This is a genomic window from Tenacibaculum finnmarkense genomovar ulcerans (assembly GCF_900239495.1).
GTDB classification, from domain to species: domain Bacteria; phylum Bacteroidota; class Bacteroidia; order Flavobacteriales; family Flavobacteriaceae; genus Polaribacter; species Polaribacter ulcerans.
Window position 1 is genome coordinate 164,934 of record NZ_OENE01000025.1, and the last position, 24,708, is coordinate 189,641.

Here is a 24,708-nt window from a genome sequence, read left to right on the forward strand (position 1 = left end):
TAAAACTCTCAAATTCATTTTTGGGAGTTTTTTTTGGAGCTAATTCCTGCTTTGCGCTGTATCTTTTTTTCATCCTTCAAAAAAGGATGCCGCTGCAATCAGGGCTAAACATCTTAACAAAACAACTTATTGATTAACACCATTTTTAAAATCAGTAATAACATTTTTAAGACTAATTAATTATCTTTGCACTAAAATAACAACACAACAATAAACCAATGAGTAATTTAATTGCACCTTCAGTTTTAGCAGCAGATTTTGCTAACTTACAAAGAGACATCGAAATGGTAAATAATAGTGAAGCTGATTGGTTTCATATTGATATTATGGATGGTGTATTTGTTCCAAATATATCTTTTGGAATGCCTGTTTTAAAAGCAATAGCAAAACACGCAAAAAAAACAATCGATGTACATTTAATGATTGTTAATCCTGATCAATACATTCAAACTTTTGCCGATTTAGGAGCAAATATTTTAACTGTACATTATGAAGCTTGTACTCATTTACACAGAACTATTCAGGCAATAAAAGCAGCTGGTATGAAAGCTGGTGTTGCATTAAATCCACACACACCTATTTCTGTTTTAGAAGATGTTATTCAAGATTTAGATATGGTTTGTATAATGAGTGTAAATCCTGGTTTTGGAGGACAATCATTTATTGAGAATACTTATAAAAAAGTAAGTCAATTAAAACATTTAATTGAATTTTCAAATTCTGAATGTAAAATAGAAATTGACGGTGGTGTAACCGATAAAAATGCCAATCAACTTATTGAAGCTGGTGCCGATGTTTTAGTGGCGGGTAGCTATGTTTTTAAAAGTGAAAACCCTACAGAAACTATTGAAAATTTAAAGAATTTGATTAATTAAAAACCTGTTTAAACTTCATTTAAAAAAGTTTTGTAACAAAAAATAAGAAATCGAATCGGTCAAGCTAAATTTATTTGAGTTTCGCATCCTGATTTGCCGTATTTTTTTAGCTTTTTTTGATGATTATTGTCAATTCGAGTGATTTTAATCACTAAAAAGAATTTGAAAGAAAAAAATCACTCGAACTGACAGTCTATTTAATTTTTAAACAGGCTTTAAAAATTTTATTTTTTGAAATTTAAAAACATCCCTTTTTTAAAACTGTGCTAGTAGATAATTAATTAAATCGGTACTCGTAACAATTCCTACCAATTCATTGTTCTCAACAACAGGCAACGCGTGAAATTCTTTTTTTGCTAAAATTTCAGCCACTTCTTTTATAGTACAACACGCAGTAACGGTCACTAAATTTTTTGCCATTACCTGTTCAATGGTAAACATATTATAAACCACAGCATCTACCTGCTCTTGATCATCATAAACAGCATCAGCAAAACTGATTCTTAATAAATCGGTATAACTTAACATTCCTTTTATTTTTGAATCGGCAACAACAGGAATATGTCGTATTTTTTCTTTTTTAAACAACTTTTCTGCTGTCATTAAATCATCCGAAGTACTTAAAGTAAGTACATTTTTAGTCATTATTTCTGAAACTTTTGTGTTTTTATTCATCGTATTTTATTTTTTAAGTATTGCTTATTATTTATTTATCAGTATAAATTTCAGCAATTAAATCAATTTAAAAGCAAACTAAAATCAGCTATTATTCTTTTATTTTTTTGTAAATTATCGGCTAAAAAATCATTAAAATTGATAGAAAAACTACAACAACATTACGGCTATTTATTTGAAGATGCTTTGCTTGAACAAATAGCTAGCGTAGCGGTATATAAAGAGTTTAAAGAAAATACGGTAATCATTGATGCCGATAGCGCTATCTTTTCTATTCCGTTAATTCTTAGCGGTGCAATTAAAGTTTTAAGAGAAGACAAAAACGGCGATGAATTGGTGTTGTACTACATTGAAAAAGGCGATACCTGTGCTATGACACTTTCCTGTTGTATCAGCGAAACCAAAAGTAAAATTAAAGCCGTTACCGAAACCGATGTTACGGTGTTAATGATTCCGAAAACTAAAATGTCGGAATGGTTTACTAAATATAAAAGCTGGCAAGAATATATTTTACAAAGCTATCAATCAAGGCTTAATGAATTTATTGAAGCAGTCGATTCTATCGCTTTTTTAAACATGAACGACCGTTTATTAAAATACTTAAAAGATAAAGCAATGGTTATTGGAAATGATGTTTTAAATGTTACTCACCTACAAGTTGCCAACGATTTACACACCTCAAGAGTTGTAATTTCTCGACTTTTAAAAGCGCTAGAAAGAGAATCAAAAATTAAATTACATCGAAATCAAATAAAAATATTAGAGCTTTAATTTTTTTATTTTATTTCAATAAACAAAAAATGCAATAATCTGTAAATAAGATTATTGCATTTTATTTTTGTGACTGCGAAGAGAACAGAACCCGCTTAATTTGTAATAATCAGCAATTGAACTAAAAACACTACAAACCTAGTAAAATTAACTACTTATAGTTAATTCCAAACCAAAAAAGCATTAAGTTAGATTAACATAAATTACAATAAGTTAAATTTTTTTCGGGATTATTTCGGAATAACACTAATTTAGCCCCTGTAAAAATGTTTGTTATGAAAGTTAAATTTTTTGTTCGTGAAAATTACCAAAATCAGAAAATATACGTCCGTGTTTGGATTAGTAAAAAATTAGATGAGAGTACTTCTACAGGTTTTAAAATAAATAAAGGCGATTTTTCTAATACATACCAAAAACTTAAAAATAAAAGTACCATTAAGAACCGTACCGATATAAATAAAAAATTATCGGTACTAAGCGAGTACTTAACAGATTCTTATAATTATACAGTAGCAAATGACAATCATTTTTATAAAGGTTGGTTAAAAAATAATGTAGATAAGTTTTTTAATCGTGTAGAAGATGGCGACAAGTATAAAAAATTCTTAATTGATTGGATTAACTACTACATAGCTACTGAAACCCTAAACAAGCAAACAGGTAAACCAATTACTGACGGAACTAAGCGAAAAAATAAAAGTATTTTAAATACATTGATTTCTTTTGAAAAACATTTAAAAAGAAATATCCAATTAAAAGAAATAAATTACAACTTTTATAAGGAGTTTGTAAGTTTCTGTATTAATAAAAAAGGTTATACACAAAATACAACAGGAACGAAAATAAGAGGGCTTAAAATGTGGCTGAATGATGCCAATAAAAGGGGCTTTTGTAATATTGATTTGTCAGATTTTAAAGGAATGACAAACGAAACTAAGGATGTTTATTTGACAAATACAGAAATTAATAAAATATTTGAGTTTAATTTTAATGATAATTTAAGACTGCTAAACGCTCGTAACTTGTTAATTATCGGCACACGTACAGGTTTGCGTGTTTCTGATATTATGCGATTAAATAAAAAAGATATTGCTAACGATATGATTACCATTAAAACCCAAAAAACAGGGGCGACAGTTGTAGTACCATTACATCAGCAAGTTAAATATATTTTAGCCCGAAATAATGGAGAATTTCCGAAAGCAATATCAGACCAACGTTTTAACGATTATATAAAAGAAATATGTTTAAAGGTTGGTATTACTCAAATTGTAGAGGGTGGGAAACAAAACCCAAAAACAAAGCGTAAAGAATTTGGTAATTTTCCAAAGTGTGAATTAATAACCTCGCATACTTGCAGGCGTTCATTTGCTACTAACTTATACGGTAAAATTGACAATAGTACAATAATGGGCATAACAGGGCATAAAACAGAAAAAGAGTTTTTAAAATATATAAAAGTTACATCAACAAGACACGCTGATAATTTACAGAAATTATACAATCAGCAAGAAAAAGAAAATCCAACAAAAGCCCCGCTAAGATTGGCTAAATAGTTACAATTATGGTTAAAATATATTACAAGCATTTTAGGTTTTTATATATTACATAAATATCTACTTCCGAGAGTTCATTTAAAAACCTCATCAAAACAAACGATTTAAGCAATTGTAAAAAAGCAATAGTATATTTTGTTATTGTTGTTTATTAAAGCCCTTGGCAGTATGAATGTATTTATTTTAGATGAGGTTTTAAGATATTCATTTAGCTACTCAAGATAAAACTTTGATTGCTTCAGCTTCATTTGTTGCCCACGGATAAAACATTGAAAACATCTACTTCAGAAAATTCATTTAGCTACTCAAGATAAAACTTTGATTGCTTCAGCTTCATTTGTTGCCCACGGATAAAACATTGAAAACATCTACTTCAGAAAATTCATTTTATTACTCAAGATAAAACATTGAAAACATCTACTTCAGAAAATTAATTTAGCTACTCAAGATAAAACTTTGATTGCTTCAGCTTCATTTGTTGCCCACGGATAAAATATTGAAAACATCTACTTCAGAAAATTCATTTTATTACTCAAGATAAAACTTTGTCCAGGGTATTTTTACGGACACTTTAAAACCTCATCTAAAACAAACGATTTAAGCAATTGTAAAAAAGCAATAGTATATTTTGTTATTGTTGTTTATTAAAGCCCTTGGCAGTATTAATGTATTTATTTTAGATGAGGTTTTAAGATATTCATTTAGTTACTCAAGATAAAACTTTGATTGCTTCAGCTTCATTTGTTGCCCACGGATAAAACATTGAAAACATCTACTTCAGAAAATTCATTTAGCTACTCAAGATAAAACTTTGATTGCTTCAGCTTCATTTGTTGCCCACGGATAAAACATTGAAAACATCTACTTCAGAAAATTCATTTAGCTACTCAAGATAAAACTTTGATTGCTTCAGCTTCATTTGTTGCCCACGGATAAAATATTGAAAACATCTACTTCAAAAAATTAATTTAGTTAAAGGGGACGAATTAACCGAATATGTAAACGGTTAATTCGTCCCCTTTTTGTTATTGTTGTTTATTAAAGCCCTTGGCAGTATTAATGTATTTATTTTAGATGAGGTTTTTTAGTTATTCATTTGATATAAATCTTTTAACCAATAAAAAAGCCCCGCACAAGTTGTGCAAGGCTTTTTAAATAGCTTTTAAATAGTTCTTAAATTGAATTTGCAAAGATTTTAAAATCTTCAATAGTGGCAAAGGTTTTTAATTTATCGTTAATAATAACCTGTATTTTACTGCTACCATCTTTTGTAGAAACAAACAACTCTTTTATATCTACATCCAATACATCGGCAATTTTTAACAATAGTTCAAACCGTGGTTGTGTTTTTCCTGTAACAATAAAGCTGATTGTATTTTCTGATACATTTACCATATCTGATAGAGTTTTCCCCGATACACTTTTTTCTTTTAACAACTCTTTTAATCTTAAAATTTGCATAATTTATTTTTTACAAAGATATTAAAATACAATCAATACTTGTATTACCATCAATAAAATATAAATAATTAGGTTATTATCTAATTAGTAATTAGATTTGCATCATATAAATATAGATATTAATTAGATTTTATATAATAATACTATGTACACACAAAAAGAAATGATTGAGAATTTAGCCGATTTTATAAAAGAACTTGAAAAAAGCAAAATAATAACATTGCATACAGGCACGGAATTAGAAATTTTAGCAAACCGATTTTTAACAGGACAAAAATTATAATTATGAGTACATCAGCAAAAACCCCAACAATTACCGAAGTAAACACCAAACTATTAAAGCGTGAAGATAGTGAGCTTTTAGAGGGCTTTACAGCAAAGCCGACTAATGACGGCAATCATATAAGTATAAACTTAGAGTTTTGGCATTATGAAAATTTAGGGCATAATATAGGCAGTTTGTTAAACGCTATATCTTCTACAAATTGCGAAACCGAAAACGGTTTAGGTGCGAATGATATTCAGAATGTGGCTTTAATTACTAAGCAATTAGTTGATAAAATACCGTTTCAGTTCTTAGATGGTTTATTGATAAAAAAAAGCTACAACAAAGAAGATTTTAAAAATGTTAAAAGCCTGTAATTATGAAAAAGATTATCAAAATAGAAAAAGTAAATATTATCAGTAAAAACCTAGATACCGTACAGGTTAAAAAGAGAATATCAGTATTTAATAAAATTGTTTTTAGCTATTGTATGGGGTGGCATTGGTTAGATTTTTATCAAAATAGATAAAGTAAAATTATTGCATTAAAACAAATCTGAACCTCATCAAATTGAAAGTTAAAAAGCATTTAAAACGGTATATTTTAAATTATGATATTCTTAATTAAATGCTTGTTTTATTATTGTTATTTGAATTGATATTTATTTATCTGATTAGTTGGTGTTAATTCCTTAAATCCTTTAAAACCATTAAAAACGCTAAACATTTAACGAAAATTTAACATTTAGTTAGGTTGCTAATTTTGGCACTTTTTCAGTCTTATAAAGTAAGTGAAGCAACATTTTAAACGGTTAAAAATGCACTTATAAGCCTTATAAGATGAGTGTAATAACATTAAAAACAACCCTAAAAACCTAATTATAAGCGAGTTATAAAAAACACCCCTCTTTTTTTTCTCAAAAAATGTACTTTTCGTTTTAAATCCGCCCGAAGCCCTTGCAAATACTTGCTTTATACCGATTTGAAGTGTAACTTTAATTAAAAGCCAATAAAAACGGCTTGTTAATAATTACAATATTCTTAATTAAATCTAATAAAAACTAACAATAATATAATTATGAGTGCATCAAAAAAAATCATTTTAGAGGGTATTACATCAGCAGATTTAGTAAGCCAATTAGCTAAATCAGTAAAGGAATTATTAACCAATGAAGAAACCACCCCAACGGAGCAAACGCCTGAATTTTGGACACGCCAACAAACAGCCGACTTTTTGAGTGTATCTCTAGTGACTTTGTTTAATTGGAATAAGAAAGGAATTTTAAAAACTTATAGAGTAGGGACAAAAGTATTTTACAGAAAAAGCGATGTTTTAGAATGTTTAAAAAAGTCAAAATGATACAAAATAATATACAGGTTATTCAGTCCGTAATGGATGAAACGGCAACATTTAATTGCCATAAAAAGGAACTTAAAAACGCCATTGTACAGCAAATAATTAACGCTTTAGGTTCTTATAAGAAACCTTGTAAAAAAGGCAGTTCAGTAATTCCGCACCCTAATTTATTAGGGGCTTATTTGTGTGTTTCTAACGTCCGTAATGCCTGTAAATTATGTTTGATAGGTGTTAATAATTATACTGAAACATTGAAAATAATTCAGCTAAACAATGAAATAGCAGTCAGCTTATTATATGCTATAAAAAACACTTCTATAAAATGTACAAGATAACCACGGACGGAATATATAACGAATATAATAAACCGTATGTATTGATATGCGAAAACAACCCATTAACGGCAGTAATTACCGATTTTAAAAGATTGCTTTTGTTTAGAGGTTTAGAGTTCCCGAAAGATTTAATAACTAAAAATTACGGTGCTAAAATAGTTTTAAAGTATTCGTTTTTAGATCCCGAAGATACTCCCGAAAAAGTAGAGCTAACTTTTGAAGTTGAAGATTTAAACAAGCAAAAAGATAGTTAATTGATTGATGGTGTAAAAATATTAGTATCAAAAGATACGGCTATAAGTTGGGCTAAAAATCCTTTGCTTAGATTTTCATCAAATAAAGATGAGGAAACTAGCGAAAGGGTTGGGCTTTCTTGTATAGCTGAATTTCAAGGGCTAATATTTAAGATTTATTTTGATAAAGATACAGACGGAATAAGATACGGCACGTTTCAAGGGTCGCTACATAAGTATTTTAATAAGGGAATACATAATCGTAATGATTTTACATTTTATGATTTACAAGATGTTTTACAAGAACTTTCTTTTAAGTTTTCAATAGTATTATTAACCTCTATAATTCAAAATCTTGAATACGGTGTTAATATTTATACACTTATTCCCGCAAAAGAAGTTGTTGATAGTGTTGTAGCGTACAAAGGTTATGCCTTTAGATTTTTTGAAATAAAACGAAAAAGAGATGGGCAAAAAATAGACCAACCGCAACAAAGTAGCCTAAAAATATACAACAAAGGTAAAGCCGACGGTGTTTCTGATAATCTTCTACGTTTTGAAAAAAAGGCATTAAAGAATATTTATTTAAAAAAGCAATTCGATATAGAAACTTTAGCCGATTTAACGGATTTAACCAAAATGCAACGATTAGCCGATGACTTGCATTCTTGTTGGAATGATATTATTTATTATGATAAAAAAATCAATTATAGGGCTTTAACAAACCACCAACAAAAAAAGGTATTGTATTGGGCAACTCCTAGAAATTGGCAGGATTACACAAATAAAGAAAGGTATAAGCAACGTATTAGGTTTAAAGATATATTAAGTAAGTACGGTTCTAGTTCTTATAAAGATATAGGTTCTTTAATAGATGAAAAATGTAAGGAACTAACAGCACCAAAAAGGGGACAAATTAACCGTGTTTGTAAAGAAATAAAACAGCACCAAAAAGGGGACGAATTAACCGAATATGTAAACGGTTATTTCGTACCCCAAAACCCCCAAAAAACGAACCTAAATATTTTACCTAAAAACCACCAAAAATACCAACCAAAAAAAGCGAATAAAAAACGTATTTGTAAAAGTTGTGAAAATGATATTTCACATAAAAGAGTAAATGCGAAATACTGCGATAAGAAATGTAATAATATATCTAACGGAATTATTAGAACTATGAAAAACAGAAAAAGAATAGTACAAGAAAAACAGGATTTAATAAGATTACTAAAGTTGACCCCTAAAAATAAGTTTTGGCTAATGATTAGTTATAAAACAGATTCAGGCATTTATACTGATACCCTAAAACAATCAGAAATAAAAACGTCTAAAGATTGGATTAAGTCAGTACAAAAAGTTTTAGTAACGGAATACCGAAAAAACGCCCCGCCAATTATATTAAGAAGTTACCGTGCAAGAAAATTATTATCTGAAATAAATACAAGAAATGGCATATAATCAGAAAAATCTATATCGTAAAATAATAAGAGTTCAAACAATTGTATTACAGAAACAATACGAAAATGAAGATATAACTTACAAGGAACTTTATTGGAAGTTTATACAACCCGAATTTTTAATTTCTTATAGAACGTTTCACACGTATTTAGGAACACCCGCAAAAAGAGAATTAAAAAAGTTAGAAAGTAATTTGTCCGTAAAAAAAGAAACGCCTAATCTTTTTAGTAGTAAAAATGTAAATATTTAGGACTCTAAAAAAATACACTTTGTAAGAAAATGAAAACAAAAATATTTAATTCTGTTTCTGAAATAGGGCGAACACCTACGGAAGTAATACAAACAATTTCGGATTTAACTAATAAGGGTGTAAATGTGTTTATTGCGTCAAGTATTGAAAACTCAAAAAGCAATTACAAAGGCAGACAAAAAGGAACTAAAACACCATCATCGGAATTTTTAAAGAAAAATAAAACGATAGCAAATGCAATAAGTAAGAACCCTAGTATTTCATTGCGTAAAATAGCTATAAAAACAGGTGTTTCACATTCTAAGGTTGCCAAAGTTAAGAAGATGCTGATTAGTGAAAAAAACTATCAATTTGATTTATTAGAAAGTATAAAAGATATTGAAAACAAAGAGTAGTGTTTTACCTGTTTTTATTGCTTTTTTGGCTACTCTTAGCCCTCTTATTAAATTAGAAAATAAAGAATATCAAAACACAAATACAGGGCTTTAAAATGCTTTAATCATCATTTAGCGTAATTCAATGTTAATTTTAATTATCATTTTTAGCGTGTCCGCCCTTTGTTTGTGTTAATTATGGTAATTTACTGTAATGATATTTTAATTTGTAAATGTTTTTACCTCATCTAAAACAAAGGATTTAAGCAATTGTAAAAAAGCAATAGTATATTTTGTTGTTATGATTTATTAAAGCCCTTGGCAGTATCAATGTATTTATTTTAGATGAGGTTTTAATATATTAATTTAGTTACTCAAGATAAAACTTTGATTGGTTCAGCTTCATTTAAAAACCTCATCAAAACAAACGATTTAAGCAATTGTAAAAACGCAATAGTATATTTTGCTGTTATGATTTATTAAAGCCCTTGGCAGTATCAATGTATTTATTTTAGATGAGGTTTTAAGATGGAACTTTATTTTTTTACCGTGTGCAAAATTTCTTTGCATAGGACTTAAAATTTTAAACAGTCAAGATTTCTTTTACAGTTCGTTTTTTAGTGTTTTTTTCAAAGCTTCGGACTTTTTCGGAACTATTTCGGAATAATACGAAATTTAAAAAACCCTAACCGCTGTATTACAGTCGGTTAAGGTACTTGAGTGGTGACCGCGAAGAGATTCGAACTCCCAACCATCAGAGCCGAAATCTGATATTCTATCCAGTTGAACTACGCAGCCATTTTAACTTAAAATTTAAGCTAATGTTTTTTTAACAATTGCTGATATTGTTGCGCCATCGGCTTTTCCTGCTAATTCTTTTGATGCCATTCCCATAACTTTCCCCATATCTTTCATTCCTGTTGCCTTTGTTTTGGCAATAACCTCAGCCACTACTTTTGCAATTTCTTCTTCGGATAAAGCTTCAGGCAAGAACTGCTCTAAAACTGTTGCTTCTTCAAGTTCTGGTTTTGCTAAATCATCTCTTTTTTGCTCGGTAAAAACAGCGGCACTATCTTTACGTTGTTTCACTTGTTTTTGAATGATTTTAAGCGCTTCTTCTTCTGATATTTCTGTAGCTGTTCCTGTTTGAGTATTTGCAATCATAAAAGCAGATTTTAAAGCTCTAAGCGCCGTTAATGCAACGGTATCTTTTGCTTTCATGGCTACTTTCATTTGTTCTATAACTTGTTTTTGCAATCCCATTTTTTATTTTTTTAAGTTAAAAAATTCCCGATTAAACGGGAATTTCTAAATATTTTCAAAAGATATCTTTATTAATCTACATTATCGTGTAAAAATGAATTATTAGAACGCGATAAGTTGTTATTTTCTGTATTTAATTTCGTGTCTGATTTACTAATTGATGAATCAGTATTAATATCGACACCTAATCGTTTATAAGCAGGCTGACGCTCTATTTCATCAATATTTTTACCTACCTGATCGTTAAATTTGTAATTATAGCCCTTCATTTTATCACGTCGTTCTTTCGTTCTTTTTTGCAATTCAGAAATGGTAGTACTTTCTGGAGAAATATCACCTTCAACTGATTCGTTTCTAGGAGTATTTGGCTCTTGCTTGGTTTTCACCTGAAATCTCAACGCTTCTTCAACTTCTTCTCTAGCTACAGGTTTTGAACTTTTTCCAATGGTAGGCTCTGCATCAAAAGTATCTAAAACATAGCGTTTTTCAACTTGCTGATTTGCTTCTGAGGCAGTAGGATTTGTATTTTTAATCTCCTTTGATTCGTTACTAGGAGCTTCCGTTTTTGGAGCTACCTCATCATAAGAATTTGTAGGTAAATCAAATAATAAATCTTGCTCAAAAGGCTCTTGTGGCACTTCTTTATATTCACTTGCCTGATTGGCTATATTGGTAATAATAAAATCATCTTCAGAAACTGTATCTGGTGTAATTTCATCATAGACTACGTTTATAGCGGCTATATTATCTGTAGGTCTGTTTGGCTTAAACCTTGGTACTTCTTGCTCGTCATCATCATCCTTTAAAACAGTAACAACCCTACGTGGTGTATCGGTAGAAAGTGCTTCGTTTGCAGAAAGTGGTTCGTTTACACCCAATGCGCCTTGTTTGCGGTTTCCAATAGCACGGGCTGTAGCATCTTCATCTTCTAAAGTATGAACAATTTTAGGTACCTCTGTATTGGTAATCGTTCCTTGTTGATCGGCTGTAAAACCTGTAGCAACAATGGTTACAGAAATACCATCTTCAAGGGTTTCATCCTCTCCAACTCCCATAATAATATTGGCATCATAACCTGCTTCGTCTTGAATATGCTCGTTAATTTCACCTATTTCATCTAAAGTTACTTCGTTAACTCCTGAAATAATTAACAACAGTACATTTTTAGCACCTGTAATTTTATTATCGTTTAATAACGGAGAATCCAACGCTTTTACAATAGCATTTTTAGCACGGTTTTCACCTGCTTCTTTTGCTGATCCCATAATAGCAGTTCCACTATTAGAAAGCACTGTTTTGGCATCGTGTAAATCAATATTTTGTTTGTAGTGATGTGTAATTACCTCTGCAATTCCTTTGGCTGCTGTTGCTAAAACCTCATCGGCTTTAGAAAAACCAGCTTTAAAACCTAAATTCCCGTAAACCTCTCTTAATTTATTATTATTAATAACAATAAGAGAATCTACATTTCTGCGAAGTTCATCTATTCCATCTTGTGCTTGCTGACTACGTCTTCTTCCTTCAAATTGAAACGGCATTGTAACGATTCCTACCGTTAAAATATCCATATCTTTTGCTATTTTAGCAATAATAGGCGCTGCACCAGTACCGGTACCACCTCCCATACCAGCGGTAATAAAAACCATTTTGGTATGCGTGCTTAGCATTTGTTGAATTTCTTGAATACTTTCGGCAGCTGCTTGCGCTCCAACATCAGGGTTTGCACCCGCACCTAACCCTGAGGTTAAATGTGCACCTAATTGAATTTTATTAGGAATCGGACTGCTTTCTAACGCTTGTGCATCTGTATTACAAATTACGAAATCTACTCCGTGAATTTGCTTACTAAACATGTGATCTACAGCATTACTTCCTCCCCCACCAACACCAATCACTTTAATAGCATTCGACTGTGTTTTTGGCATATCGAATGAAATGTTATTGAATTCTGTGCTCATAACTTTCCTTTTTATAATTTTTATTTACACTTCTATTTTGAGGGGATAAAAGGTGTTTTTAGTTTTGTTTTATTTTTATAATAACTTATTCTGCGTTGTCTAAGAAATCTTTAAATCTTTCTGTAAATTTATCAAAAAAAGATTTAGATTTCTCTTTCGCTTTATATTTTTCTTGCTTTACCTCTTCTTCTAAAAACGCTTCATTATCGATTTCGTTTTCATCTTCAGATGTTACTGGTTCCTCAGGAATAACCTCTTCAGGCACTTCTTTTACCTCCTTTTTTAAGCCTTCCATTAGCAAACCGACAGCGGTTGCATATGCTGGGCTAGATAAAGCTTGGTCAGAATCATCTGCTAAATGCTCATCTGGGTATCCTATACGAACGTCCATTCCTGTTATATATTCTACTAATTGTCGTAAATGTTTTAACTGCGATCCACCACCTGTTAATACAATTCCTGCAATTAGTTTTCCTTTTTCGGTTTCATGCCCATAATTTTTTATCTCTAAATATACATGCTCTATAATTTCTTGTACTCTTGCATGAATTATTTTTGATAAATTTTTAAGGGTAATTTCTTTTGGCTCTCTACCTCTTAAACCAGGTATAGAAACAATTTCTGTTTCTTTATTTTCTCCCGGCCATGCAGATCCAAATTTCACTTTTAATAACTCTGCTTGCTTTTCAATAATTGAACAGCCTTCTTTTATATCTTCAGTAATTACATTTCCTCCAAAAGGAACTACAGCTGTATGACGAATAACACCGTCTTTAAATATGGCTAAATCAGTAGTACCACCACCAATATCAATCAAAGCAACTCCTGCCTCTTTTTCTTCTTGACTTAGTACCGCTGCTGCCGATGCTAATGGCTCTAAAGTGATTTCTGATAAATTTAAGCCAACACTTTTTACGCATCTGCCAATATTTCTAATAGAAGAAATTTGACCTACAACTACATGAAAATTGGCTTCTAATCGTCCGCCATACATCCCGATAGGTTCTTTAATATCTGACTGACTATCTACTTTAAATTCTTGTGGCAAAACATGAATAATTTCTTCACCAGGTAACATTACTAATTTATGTACCTGCCCTACCAAACTTTCAATATCGGCATCACTAATTACCACATCAGACTTTTCACGCGTAATATAATCACTGTGATGTAAACTTCTAATATGTTGCCCTGCAATACCTACAACTACATTTTCTATAGATTGCCCTGAAATACTTTGCGCTTCATTAACTGCCTGCTCTATAGATTCAATTGTTTGCGTAATATTGTTTACAACACCACGTTTTACACCTAAACTTTTAGCTTTACCAATACCCAAAACCTCTAATTTATCGTATTCATTCTTACGACCAATCATTGCTACAATTTTGGTAGTACCAATATCTAAACCAACGGCAATTTTATTGTTTTTCATCTTGCTTCTGTTTTGTGCACACAACTTGGTTGTGGTATTTTACATTTATTGTCTTATATTTTTTAATTGTTTTATCAATCAATGCTTTATTATAAAATGCGATGAGTTTTTTAAACTTAATCGCTTCGTTTTCTAACTTTCCAAAAATTATTTTATAACTACCACTACGAACGGTAAATATATATTCCTTTTCTCTATTTTTTTGAATTGCTACAATTTCTTTACTAAAAAAATTATAGTTTTCAATTTTTTTTATCAACTGTATTAACGCTGCTATATCTTGCGCATTGCTACTCACTCCTGATATTAACGGCACTCTTGCCGAAAAATTTGATGATAACGGAATTTCAACGCCAAATTCATCAATATAATAAGACGCATTTTTATTTACAATACGAGCTATTGGTTTACGTTGTTTTATCAATGTTTTCAATACACCGTCAATGGTCAAATAAACAGTTGCTTTTTCAACATAAGGATTCCCTAAAACATTCGTTTCTAAAAAATGTAAATTTACCACTCTTTTTCGTTGATTTTTAACAAAGCCGCTATTTTGTATTAACATTTTATCAACCATACTGTGCGTCAAAAAGTTATTATCACCCTCTTCAAATTCAACTACGGTGTTTTTCACCTCTTTTAAACCGTTTTTATTACTTGTAAATCCATATAAAAACCCTAAAAAAAGCAACAATAAGAAAAAAGATACATATGTAGCCAGTGTTTTCATCGTTAATTTTTATGTTTATTTTTATTTTTTTGGACCAAATCATCTCTTATACCAGCTACTAATAAACCGATATCGCCCGCACCAATCATAACTATGATATTAGACCCATTTTTCAAAATTTCGTCACTTAATTTATCCTTCGAAATTAACGTTTTATTTTTTAATTTCACCTGTTCTAATAACCAAGATGATGTTACCCCTTTTATAGGTAATTCTCTTGCAGGATAAATATCTAACAAAAGTAAGTCATCAAACCTCGAAAGAGCCTGGGCAAAATCAGTTACAAAATCTTTTGTTCTGCTAAATAAATGCGGCTGAAAAACTCCTAATATTTTTTGATTCGGATACATTTCTCTTACTGAACTAATTACAGCATTTATTTCCGTTGGATGATGCGCATAATCATCTATCAATACTAAATTTTCTGTTTTAATCTTATAGGAAAACCTACGCTGAACGCCCGTAAAAGTTTTCAACTGATTTTTAATATCTTCTAACGTAACACCATAAACATCTGCCATTGCTAAAGCAGCTAAAGCGTTCATCATGTTGTGTTTTCCTGGTAAATTAAAGGTAATATTTTTTATAGTTTCTGTAGGAGTATCTACATCAAAAACATAAGCACCTGTTCCTATTTTTACGTTATATGCCCTATAATCGGCAGCTTCATTTATCGCATAAGTTAACCCTTTTAATGGCAGTCCTTTTGCTACAATTAAAGTATCAGAAACCTTATTTGCAAAGGCTTTAAAAGATTCTTGTAGCATTTCATTTTCACCATAAATATCTAAATGATCGGCATCCATAGAAGTAATACAAGCAATATTTGGCGATAATTTTAAAAACGATCTATCAAATTCATCAGCCTCTACAACCGATATTTTATCTTCTCCTAAAATTAAATTTGAATTGTAATTTTCTGAAATTCCGCCTAAAAAAGACGTGGCTTTTTCAGGCTGCATAATATGCCCTAAAATTGCCGATGTTGTTGTTTTACCATGCGTTCCTGCAACAGCTAAACATTGAGTATTTTTGGTAATTTCACCTAAAATTTCAGCCCTTTTTAAAATCGTAAAGCCATTCTTTTTAAAATAAGTCAATTCTTGATGTGTACTCGGAATTGCGGGTGTGTAAACAACCAGTGTTTTTTGAGTATCTAAACAAGAAAGCGGTATGTTTTCCACTCCATCTTCAAAGTGAATTTTTACGCCAATAGTTGCTAATTTTTTAGTAATCGGGCTTGGCGTTTTATCGTAACCAAATACGTTTTTTCCGTTTACAGAAAAATAACGCGCAATTGCACTCATACCAATTCCTCCAATTCCTATAAAATAGACGTTATGTATTTCTTTTAAATTCACTAATTAATTAATTAATTTTTCTATTTCGTTAACAATATCTCTTGTTGCCTTTGGCAATGCCAATTTTTTCATATTTCTACTTAAATCGGCTTGTTTTTTGGTATCTTTTAACAATATTTCCAATACTTTTGAAAATTCTGTCAGTTCTTTTTCTACCACCAAAATCGCGCCATTTTTATCAACAATTGCTTTGGCATTTTTAGTTTGATGATCTTCCGCTACATTTGGCGACGGAATAAAAACAGTAGGCTTACCAACAATACATAATTCAGAAACCGAACTTGCTCCTGCTCTTGATATTATAAAATCGGCAGCAGCATACGCTAAATCCATTTTATTTAAAAAGGCATGAACTTGCACGTTTTCTAAATTATTATAACGCTTATAATCGTCAATATAAAGTTTTCCACACTGCCAAATTAACTGCACGTTTTGAGCCTTAAAAAAATCTAAATTTGCTTCAATTAATTCATTTATTTTTCGAGCGCCTAAGCTTCCTCCTAAAATTAAAATTGTTTTTTTAGTTTTATTTAATTTAAAAAAAGTTTTTCCTTCGGATGTTTTCTCGGTAATGTTCAATAAATCTTGTCGTACGGGATTTCCTGTTTTGATAATTTTATCCTTCGAAAAAAAACGCTCTAAACCATCGTAAGCAACACATATTTTATGCGCTTTTTTACTTAGTAATTTATTGGTAATTCCTGGGTAAGAATTTTGTTCTTGCACCAGGGTTGGAATGTTTTTTTTACCGGCAACCATTAATGTTGGTCCGCTTGCAAAACCACCTGTTCCAATGGCAATATCTGGCTTAAATTTTTTAATAATAACGTGTGCTTTCCATAAACTATGGACTAATTTCACAGGAAAAAGTAAATTTTTAAAGGTAATTTTTCTTTGGATTCCTGAAATCCATAATCCTTTAATTTCATAGCCAGCTTCCGGAACTTTTTGCATTTCCATTTTATCTGAAGCACCAACAAACAAAATTTTTGCCGATGGATAACGCTCTTTTATTTCGTTTGCAATGGCAATCGCTGGGTAAATATGCCCTCCAGTTCCACCGCCGCTTATAATCACATTAATCGACTGTTTCATGTAAAATATTTAAAGGATTATCATCTAAAATAGCTTCTTCTGTTTCATTTTGAGAAGCACTCACGCTTAATATCATTCCTAAGGCAAAACAGGTCATCCAAATAGATGTACCTCCACTACTAATTAACGGAAGTGTTTGCCCAGTTACAGGTAATATATTTACGGCAACTGCCATATTAACCATTGCTTGAAATACAATTGGTATTCCAACGGCAAGCACCATTAGTGTACCAAAAATAGTCGTTGTTTGTTTAGCGGTAATTAAAATTCTTAATAATAATACCAGATAAATAACGACAATTACCACAGCACCTACAAGCCCCCATTCTTCAATAATAATGGCATATATAAAATCGGAAGAAGACTGTGGTAAAAAATTTTTCTGCACACTTTTACCCGGGCCTTTTCCTATCACCCCACCTGTTACGATGGCTATTTTTGCTTTTTCTACTTGATAATTTTCTTTTATATCTGTTTTATAAAATCCTTCAATCCTACTTTGCCAGGTATTTACACGATTTGGCATTACCCCTGGGAAAGCCTTTGCTACCAGTACAAAAAACACCAATGAAAGAACCCCTATACCAATCACATTACCAATATATTTTAATGGATATCCTCCAATAAAAGTTAATAGCAATACCATTAAAAACAGAAGTGCTGTTGTTGAAAAGTTTGCCGGAAGTATTAAAAATAAAATTAAAGAAACAGGCAGCCATAATTGCAACAAACTTTCTTTAAAGTTTATAAATTTTTCTTTATTCTTTGCCAAATACCTTGAAACGTAGGTCATCAAGACCAATCCTGCTAAAGTAGAAGTTTGAAAACCGATGCCTACAAACGGAATCCGAATCCATCTACTAGCATTTGCACCGCCTATTATTTTTCCTTGTGCCAAGGTAAATATCAATAATAAAACAACTACGGGAAGCATTAAAACTGCCGCACCACTAAAATACCTGTACGGAATTTTATGAACGCCATAAATAACGGCAAAACCAGTTATTAATAAGACAACATGTTTCATCAAATGTCCTAGCGTAGAGCCATTACCAACCACGTAAACTAAGTTCGTACTTGCGCTATATATAGGCATAAATGAAAATATTGCTAGCAATGCCACAATAGCCCAAATAGTTCTATCTCCTTTTATTTGCTTAAAAATAGTTTTAATCAATCAGTTTGGTTTTATAAATTTTTAATTGCTTCTTTAAATTTTGTGCCTCTATCTTGATAGTTTTTAAATAAATCAAAACTCGCACATGCTGGCGATAACAAAACAGTATCGCCTGAATTTGCTAATTTACTTGCAACTGCCACTGCTTTATCGGCTGTTTTAGTTTCAATAATAACAGTAACAATATTATCAAATGTTTCTATAATTTTTTGATTATTTTCTCCTAAGCAAACAATCGCTTTTACCTTTTGTTTTACGAATGGCAATAATTCGGTGTAATCATTTCCTTTATCAACACCACCAACAACCCAAATTATTGGAGTTTTCACACATTCTAGTGCATAAAAAACAGCATTCACATTGGTTGCTTTACTATCGTTAATAAATTGTACACCGTTTATTTTTTCTACATATTCTAAGCGATGCTCAACAGCTTTAAAATTTGACAAACTTTTAGCAATTCCATCAGTACTTACTGCTAATAATTTTGCAGTTATTGCAGCTGACATTGCATTTTTGATATTATGTTTCCCTTTTAATGCAAGCTTGTCAATTTTAATTAAAACTGCTTCTTCATCCTTTTTTTCTTCGGATGAGTTTACCTTTAAAATAACGGTATCATTTCTTAAAAAAGCCCCGTAAGTTAATTCTCTTTCTATTGAAAACGGAATTTTTTGAGCTGCTGTATGGTTATTACTTAACCAGCTTTCGATAGCTTTATCATCGGCATCATAAATTAAAAAATCGGTTGCTTTTTGATTTTTTGTAATGCGAAATTTTGAATTGATATAATTTTCATACTTATAATCATACCTATCTAAATGATCGGGTGATATATTGGTAATAATTGCAATATGTGGGCTAAAATCAATAATTCCATCTAACTGAAAGCTACTCAATTCTAACACGTAATTTTCAGGTGATTTTTCAGCCACTAACTGCGCAAAACTATCGCCAATATTACCACCTACACAAACATTTAAACCTGCATTTTTAAGCAAATGACCTGTTAATAATGTGGTCGTAGTTTTTCCGTTTGAACCTGTAATTCCTATTATTTTAGCTGCGGTATATTTTGCGGCAAATTCAATTTCAGAAACCACTTTTATACCTTTTAAAATTAACGCTTGTATTAGCGCTATTTTATCAGGTATTCCTGGGCTTTTCATAACAATATCTGCATTAAAAATTGCCGATTCGGTATGTTTATTTTCTTCGAAATTAATATGCTGCTCTAAAAGTACTTTTTTATATTTTTCAGCAATCGTTCCTTTATCAGAAACAAAAACCTCAAAACCTTTTTGCTTACCCAATAATGCCGTTCCAACACCACTTTCTCCACCGCCAAGAATAACCAACCTTTTCATATTATCTTAATTTTAAGGTTACAATGGTTAAAACTGCTAGTAAAATTCCAACAATCCAAAAACGAGTTACTATTTTACTTTCGTGGTAATTTAATTTTTGATAATGATGATGTAATGGTGCCATCTTAAAAATACGTCTTCCTTCGCCAAACCTCTTTTTGGTATATTTAAAGTAAAAAACTTGAAGTATTACCGATAAATTTTCCACTACAAAAATACCTGCTAATATTGGCAATAGCAATTCTTTACGAATAGCAATAGCAATTACGGCTATAATTCCACCGATTGTTAAACTTCCTGTATCGCCCATAAAAACTTGGGCAGGATAGGTATTATACCAAAGAAAACCGATTAAAGCACCCGCAAAAGCGAATATAAAAACCGTCATTTCACCCGAATTAGGAATATACATGACATCTAAATAATCGGCAAAAATGATATTTCCTGAAACCCAAGCAAATATTGCCAAAGCAATTACCATAATTGCAGAAGTTCCTGCGGCAAGCCCATCTATTCCGTCGGTTAAATTAGCACCGTTTGAAATTCCTGTTACAATAAAAACAACGACGAATATAAATACAATCCAACCGTATTTTTGATAATCATCACCTAAAAAACTAAGTGCTTTTGCATAGTCTAACTCATTATTTTTTAAAAAAGGAACGGTTGTTTTTGTTGATTTATGCGCCTCTCCAAATACCTTTATCTTACCATTAACTTGTTCTGTTTGCTGACTAGCAGGAAGCTGTTCTTTCATGGTAACATTTGGATGAAAATACAACATAGACCCAACAATAATACCTAAACCAACCTGTCCTAGCACTTTAAAGCGCCCTTTTAAACCTGCTTTATCCTTTTTAAACACTTTTATATAATCATCTGTAAAACCGATAAGCCCCATCCAAATAGTGGTTATCAATAAAATAATGATGTAGATATTTTCTAGTTTTGCCAATAATAATACCGGAACTAAAGTAGCAAGGATAATAATAAGCCCTCCCATTGTTGGTGTTCCTGCTTTTTGAACCTGTCCTGCTAAACCTAAATCACGTACCGTTTCGCCAATTTGCAATGTTCTTAAAAAGTTGATAATTCGTTTTCCAAAAATAGTAGAAATTAACAATGACATAATAAAAGCCATTGCTGCACGAAAGGTAATAAACTGAAAAACACTAGCGCCTGTTAGGTTAAATTCACTTTCTAAATATTGAAATATATAATATAGCATTTATGCTTTTTTTAGTTGATTAAAACAATTTTTCACTTCCTCCAAATCATCAAAATGATGTTTTACACCATTTATTTCTTGATAATCTTCATGTCCCTTTCCTGCAATTAATATAATATCTCCTGTTTTGGCTAATTTACATGCTGTTTTTATTGCTTGTTTTCTATTTAAAACTGATAGTGTTTTTTTATAGTTTTCAGCCGATACTCCTGCTTCCATTTGATCAATAATTAGCTGCGGATTTTCAGTTCGAGGATTATCTGAAGTAAATATTGCCTGACTACTTAATTGCGCCGCAATTAGTGCCATTTTTGGTCGTTTTGTGGTATCTCTATCGCCACCGCAACCTACAACAGTAAAAATATTTTGAGTATCTGTACGAATATCATTAATTGTTTGCAATACATTTTTCAACGCATCTGGTGTGTGTGCATAATCAACAACGGCAGTTACTCCATCGCCTGAAATAACATATTCAAAACGACCGCTAACGCTTTCTAAATCGCTTATTAACCTTAATGTTTCTAGTTTTTCTAATCCTAATAAATTAGCAACACCAAAAATAGCTAACAAATTAGAGGCGTTAAATTCACCAATTAATTTTGTCCAAACCTCAACAGTATTTATATATAATAAACTTCCTGAAAAACGTTTTTCTAATACCTTTCCTTTAAAATCAGCAAGAGTTTTTAAAGCATAAGTTTGCTTTTTAGCTTTGGTGTTTTGCAACATTATTTGCCCATTTTTATCATCAATATTTACCAAGGCAAATGCCGATTTTGGCAAAACATCAAAAAATGATTTTTTAACATCTCTATATTCTGCAAACGTTTTATGATAATCTAAATGATCGTGCGATAAATTGGTAAAAACACCCCCTACAAAATGTAAACCTTCGGTACGTTTTTGATGAATTCCATGCGAACTCACTTCCATAAAACAATGAGTTACTCCTGCATCAATCATTAATGATAAATACTTGTTTATCGCTAATGAATTTGGTGTGGTATGCGTTGCTTTATGCTCTTTATCATCAACCATAATTTTTACGGTAGATAACAAGCCTACTTTATGCCCCGCTTTTTTAAAAAGTTGATACAATAAACTAGCAATCGTTGTTTTTCCATTGGTTCCTGTAATTCCTACTAATTGCAATTTTTTTGATGGATTATCATAAAAATTAGCCGCCATAATTGCTAAAGTAGCATCCGAATCAGTTACCTCAACATAGGTAATCTCTTGTTTTTTATCCGAAGGAATATCTTGGCAAACAATAACTGTCGCCCCTAAATCAATAGCTTTTTCTATAAATTGATGCCCATCAACAGTACCGCCTTTTTGAGCAATAAATACATCGTTTTTTTGTACCAAGCGGCTATCAAACACTACTTCATTGATACTTGCTTGAATAGTTCCATAAATTTTATTTACAGATACTTTATATAATATGTCTTTTAATTTTTTCAATTATAATAACTTTAAATAAACGGTTGCTCCTTTTGATACTTTTACACCATTATCAATAGATTGTTCTGTTACTTTTCCCATTCCTGAAAACTCTACATGTAACCCCATATTTTCTAATAATGCAATGGCATCCATAGCGCTCATACCTATCACTTTAGGCATAATCGTTTTATATTTTATTAATTTATTGTAATAATCTTGATATTCTTTATCAATACTTTCTGACGAAATTTCATCAGATACTAATTGATTGTTAATAGGCGTTGTAGTATAAATTTTTTGAGCAATATCTTTAAATACTGGTGCAGCAACCTTAGCACCATAATATCCTTTGTCTTTATCGGGGCTATGCACCACTACAATACATGAATATTTAGGTTTATCCGCAGGAAAAAAACCAACAAAAGAAGCTACATATTTTTTATTAGAATAATGCCCATAAACCGTTTTACCCGATTTATTTTTATGTTTAGGAATCCATTTTTTAGCTGTTCCTGTTTTTCCTGCCATAGAAAATCGTGAAGAATACATACTTTCAGCTGTTCCTTTTTTCACCACATTTTCCATTACCTTTCTAACTTTATTAATGGTGTTTTGAGAGGCAATTTTTTCTTTTAAAACAACCGTTTCAAAACGTTCCTCAACCTTACCACCCATCCTTAATTCTTTTACAAAATAAGGTTTCACTAATTTTCCATTATTTGCTACTGCATTATAAAAAGTTAATGTTTGTAGGGCTGTTAAATGAACTCCATACCCCCAAGCCATCCATTCTAATGAAATCGGACTCCAACTTTTTTCTGAAGGATTTGGAATATATGGTTTTCCTTCTCCTTTTATTTTAACATCGGTAAGTTTATCTAAGCCAAAAGATTCAATTCGTTTTATAAAATTCTGCGGATTTTTATCATAATTTTTTCGAATCGTTTTTACAATTCCAACATTTGATGAAACCTCAAAAATACGTGCCAATGAAATTTTACCATGACCGCCATTTTTACTATCTTCTACCTTTCTATTGTTGATAAAAATTCTACCATTTCCACAATCAACAACGTCAGAAGTATCCGCAACTCGGTCTTCTAGAACAGCCATTAAACTCGCTAATTTAAACGTAGAACCAGGCTCATGACTTTCCCAAACCGCATAATTTCTTTTTTCGTAATATTTTCCTTCGGATGTTCTTCCTAAATTAGAAATCGCTTTAATTTCACCTGTTTTAACCTCCATTACTACGGCACATCCGTGGTCTGCTTCGAAATAATTCAACTGCCTAAGCAACGCATGATGGGTAATATCTTGAATATTAACGTCAATCGTGGTAATAACATCACTACCATCAACGGGTTCTTTTTCATTAACATCATTAATAGGTTTCCATTGCCCTTTGGCAATTTTTTGCTTTAAACGCCAACCGTTTTCACCTTGCATATAATCGGCAAAAGCACCTTCAATACCCGCGCCTCCTTTTTTATTGTCGTAGCCAATTGTTCGGGCAGCAATCTTACCGATAGGATGCACTCTAACCGTACTTTGTTCAGCAATAAAACCACCCCTATAAATACCCTCGTTAAAAATTGGAAAAGTTCTCATTTTCGCACAATTATTATACCCAACGTTTCGGGCAATTAATAAATAGCGATTTTTTCGTTTTCGAGCCCGTCTAATTTTATCTTGATAATAACGAGCAGGTTTTCCTAACATTTTAGATAATGAGTCCGATAAAGCACGTATGTTTTTTTCAAACACCGCCGATTTTACCACAACAGCATCCATTCTAATGGTATATTTTGTGATCGAAGTTGCTAGCAGATTTCCATCAGCCGCATACACATTTCCTCTATTAGCAAATATGGTATCGTTTTTTACTGTTTTTTCTAAAGAAAGCTTACGATACTTGTCGCCATCGAAATATTGAAGTTTAATAACCCTAAAAATAATAAACAATAAAAAAAGCGTCATTAAAACTACCACCACATAGAGCCTGTTTAATATGCTTTTTTTTATAACCATTTTTA

The 24,708-nt window shown here is 31.2% G+C and carries 25 protein-coding genes and 1 tRNA gene; 12 read left to right on the forward strand and 14 right to left on the reverse strand.

Features of this window, described 5'->3' with window-relative positions; translation table 11 throughout:
- The first annotated feature begins 218 nt into the window (after positions 1 to 218).
- A complete protein-coding gene (gene rpe / locus DPIF8902391_RS08895) occupies positions 219 to 875 on the forward strand; it encodes a ribulose-phosphate 3-epimerase (protein ID WP_172505596.1) in 657 nt (218 codons plus the stop codon).
- A 255-nt stretch (positions 876 to 1,130) separates the two neighbouring features.
- On the opposite strand, the gene DPIF8902391_RS08900 is transcribed toward rpe, so the two are convergent.
- Positions 1,131 to 1,550 (reverse strand): CBS domain-containing protein, encoded by a 420-nt coding sequence (locus DPIF8902391_RS08900; protein WP_058884191.1) that lies wholly within the window; start codon positions 1,548 to 1,550, stop codon positions 1,131 to 1,133.
- A gap of 138 nt (positions 1,551 to 1,688) precedes the next feature.
- Between DPIF8902391_RS08900 and DPIF8902391_RS08905 the strand changes: the two genes are divergently transcribed.
- A complete protein-coding gene (locus DPIF8902391_RS08905; protein ID WP_172505597.1) occupies positions 1,689 to 2,321 on the forward strand; it encodes a Crp/Fnr family transcriptional regulator in 633 nt (210 codons plus the stop codon).
- Positions 2,322 to 2,596: 275 nt separating this feature from the next.
- Positions 2,597 to 3,877, forward strand: a complete 1,281-nt coding sequence (locus DPIF8902391_RS08910) for a tyrosine-type recombinase/integrase (RefSeq protein WP_172505598.1) — start codon at positions 2,597 to 2,599, stop codon at positions 3,875 to 3,877.
- A 1,173-nt stretch (positions 3,878 to 5,050) separates the two neighbouring features.
- Here the strand turns inward: DPIF8902391_RS08910 and DPIF8902391_RS08915 are convergent.
- On the reverse strand, positions 5,051 to 5,338 hold the full coding sequence (locus DPIF8902391_RS08915) for a helix-turn-helix transcriptional regulator (RefSeq protein ID WP_172505599.1): 288 nt from the start codon (positions 5,336 to 5,338) through the stop codon (positions 5,051 to 5,053).
- 145 nt (positions 5,339 to 5,483) lie between these two features.
- Between DPIF8902391_RS08915 and DPIF8902391_RS08920 the strand changes: the two genes are divergently transcribed.
- The 9 genes from DPIF8902391_RS08920 (at position 5,484) to DPIF8902391_RS08960 (ending at position 9,630) form a co-directional block, all read left to right on the forward strand.
- Positions 5,484 to 5,621, forward strand: coding sequence for a hypothetical protein (locus tag DPIF8902391_RS08920; RefSeq protein ID WP_172505600.1), 138 nt, complete (start codon positions 5,484 to 5,486; stop codon positions 5,619 to 5,621).
- Between the two features lie 2 nt (positions 5,622 to 5,623).
- Positions 5,624 to 5,980, forward strand: a complete 357-nt coding sequence (locus tag DPIF8902391_RS08925; protein WP_172505601.1) for a hypothetical protein — start codon at positions 5,624 to 5,626, stop codon at positions 5,978 to 5,980.
- A 2-nt stretch (positions 5,981 to 5,982) separates the two neighbouring features.
- Positions 5,983 to 6,132: a hypothetical protein gene (locus DPIF8902391_RS08930; protein WP_172505602.1), complete on the forward strand. Its 150-nt coding sequence runs from the start codon at positions 5,983 to 5,985 to the stop codon at positions 6,130 to 6,132.
- Positions 6,133 to 6,680: 548 nt separating this feature from the next.
- On the forward strand, positions 6,681 to 6,962 hold the full coding sequence (locus DPIF8902391_RS08935) for a MerR family transcriptional regulator (RefSeq protein WP_101907160.1): 282 nt from the start codon (positions 6,681 to 6,683) through the stop codon (positions 6,960 to 6,962).
- A complete protein-coding gene (locus tag DPIF8902391_RS08940; protein WP_172505603.1) occupies positions 6,959 to 7,294 on the forward strand; it encodes a hypothetical protein in 336 nt (111 codons plus the stop codon). Before DPIF8902391_RS08935 ends, DPIF8902391_RS08940 begins: the two co-directional genes overlap by 4 nt.
- Positions 7,282 to 7,548 carry a hypothetical protein gene (locus tag DPIF8902391_RS08945; RefSeq protein ID WP_172505604.1) on the forward strand — a complete coding sequence of 89 codons (267 nt, stop codon included), beginning with the start codon at positions 7,282 to 7,284 and terminating at the stop codon, positions 7,546 to 7,548. Before DPIF8902391_RS08940 ends, DPIF8902391_RS08945 begins: the two co-directional genes overlap by 13 nt.
- A complete protein-coding gene (locus DPIF8902391_RS08950; RefSeq protein ID WP_172505605.1) occupies positions 7,549 to 8,985 on the forward strand; it encodes a hypothetical protein in 1,437 nt (478 codons plus the stop codon).
- A complete protein-coding gene (locus tag DPIF8902391_RS08955; protein WP_172505606.1) occupies positions 8,975 to 9,235 on the forward strand; it encodes a hypothetical protein in 261 nt (86 codons plus the stop codon). Before DPIF8902391_RS08950 ends, DPIF8902391_RS08955 begins: the two co-directional genes overlap by 11 nt.
- Positions 9,236 to 9,264: 29 nt before the next feature.
- Positions 9,265 to 9,630: a hypothetical protein gene (locus DPIF8902391_RS08960; protein ID WP_172505607.1), complete on the forward strand. Its 366-nt coding sequence runs from the start codon at positions 9,265 to 9,267 to the stop codon at positions 9,628 to 9,630.
- A gap of 700 nt (positions 9,631 to 10,330) precedes the next feature.
- On the opposite strand, the gene DPIF8902391_RS08965 is transcribed toward DPIF8902391_RS08960, so the two are convergent.
- From DPIF8902391_RS08965 to DPIF8902391_RS09020, 12 genes are all read right to left on the reverse strand, one after another.
- Positions 10,331 to 10,407, reverse strand: a tRNA-Arg gene (locus tag DPIF8902391_RS08965).
- Positions 10,408 to 10,422: 15 nt separating this feature from the next.
- The gene (locus tag DPIF8902391_RS08970; RefSeq protein WP_172505608.1) at positions 10,423 to 10,872 is read right to left on the reverse strand and encodes a GatB/YqeY domain-containing protein; all 450 of its coding nucleotides are present in this window, start codon (positions 10,870 to 10,872) and stop codon (positions 10,423 to 10,425) included.
- A 71-nt stretch (positions 10,873 to 10,943) separates the two neighbouring features.
- Positions 10,944 to 12,830: a cell division protein FtsZ gene (ftsZ, locus tag DPIF8902391_RS08975; protein WP_172505609.1), complete on the reverse strand. Its 1,887-nt coding sequence runs from the start codon at positions 12,828 to 12,830 to the stop codon at positions 10,944 to 10,946.
- 85 nt (positions 12,831 to 12,915) lie between these two features.
- Positions 12,916 to 14,265: a cell division protein FtsA gene (ftsA, locus tag DPIF8902391_RS08980; RefSeq protein ID WP_058884187.1), complete on the reverse strand. Its 1,350-nt coding sequence runs from the start codon at positions 14,263 to 14,265 to the stop codon at positions 12,916 to 12,918.
- Entirely contained in the window at positions 14,252 to 14,995 is a 744-nt protein-coding gene (locus tag DPIF8902391_RS08985) for a cell division protein FtsQ/DivIB (RefSeq protein ID WP_058884186.1), read from the reverse strand. Before DPIF8902391_RS08985 ends, ftsA begins: the two co-directional genes overlap by 14 nt.
- Positions 14,996 to 14,997: 2 nt before the next feature.
- Complete coding sequence (murC, locus tag DPIF8902391_RS08990) at positions 14,998 to 16,356, reverse strand: UDP-N-acetylmuramate--L-alanine ligase (protein ID WP_058884185.1); 1,359 nt, start codon at positions 16,354 to 16,356, stop codon at positions 14,998 to 15,000.
- A gap of 3 nt (positions 16,357 to 16,359) precedes the next feature.
- The gene (gene murG, locus DPIF8902391_RS08995) at positions 16,360 to 17,451 is read right to left on the reverse strand and encodes an undecaprenyldiphospho-muramoylpentapeptide beta-N-acetylglucosaminyltransferase (protein WP_172505610.1); all 1,092 of its coding nucleotides are present in this window, start codon (positions 17,449 to 17,451) and stop codon (positions 16,360 to 16,362) included.
- Complete coding sequence (locus DPIF8902391_RS09000) at positions 17,435 to 18,625, reverse strand: FtsW/RodA/SpoVE family cell cycle protein (protein WP_172505626.1); 1,191 nt, start codon at positions 18,623 to 18,625, stop codon at positions 17,435 to 17,437. The genes murG and DPIF8902391_RS09000 overlap by 17 nt, the downstream gene beginning before the upstream one ends.
- 14 nt (positions 18,626 to 18,639) lie before the next feature.
- The gene (gene murD, locus DPIF8902391_RS09005; protein ID WP_058884183.1) at positions 18,640 to 19,995 is read right to left on the reverse strand and encodes a UDP-N-acetylmuramoyl-L-alanine--D-glutamate ligase; all 1,356 of its coding nucleotides are present in this window, start codon (positions 19,993 to 19,995) and stop codon (positions 18,640 to 18,642) included.
- Position 19,996: 1 nt separating this feature from the next.
- Positions 19,997 to 21,223, reverse strand: coding sequence for a phospho-N-acetylmuramoyl-pentapeptide-transferase (mraY, locus tag DPIF8902391_RS09010; protein WP_058884182.1), 1,227 nt, complete (start codon positions 21,221 to 21,223; stop codon positions 19,997 to 19,999).
- On the reverse strand, positions 21,224 to 22,690 hold the full coding sequence (locus DPIF8902391_RS09015) for a UDP-N-acetylmuramoyl-L-alanyl-D-glutamate--2,6-diaminopimelate ligase (protein WP_058884181.1): 1,467 nt from the start codon (positions 22,688 to 22,690) through the stop codon (positions 21,224 to 21,226).
- Positions 22,691 to 24,703 carry a penicillin-binding protein gene (locus DPIF8902391_RS09020; RefSeq protein WP_242037286.1) on the reverse strand — a complete coding sequence of 671 codons (2,013 nt, stop codon included), beginning with the start codon at positions 24,701 to 24,703 and terminating at the stop codon, positions 22,691 to 22,693.
- Positions 24,704 to 24,708 lie beyond the last annotated feature (5 nt).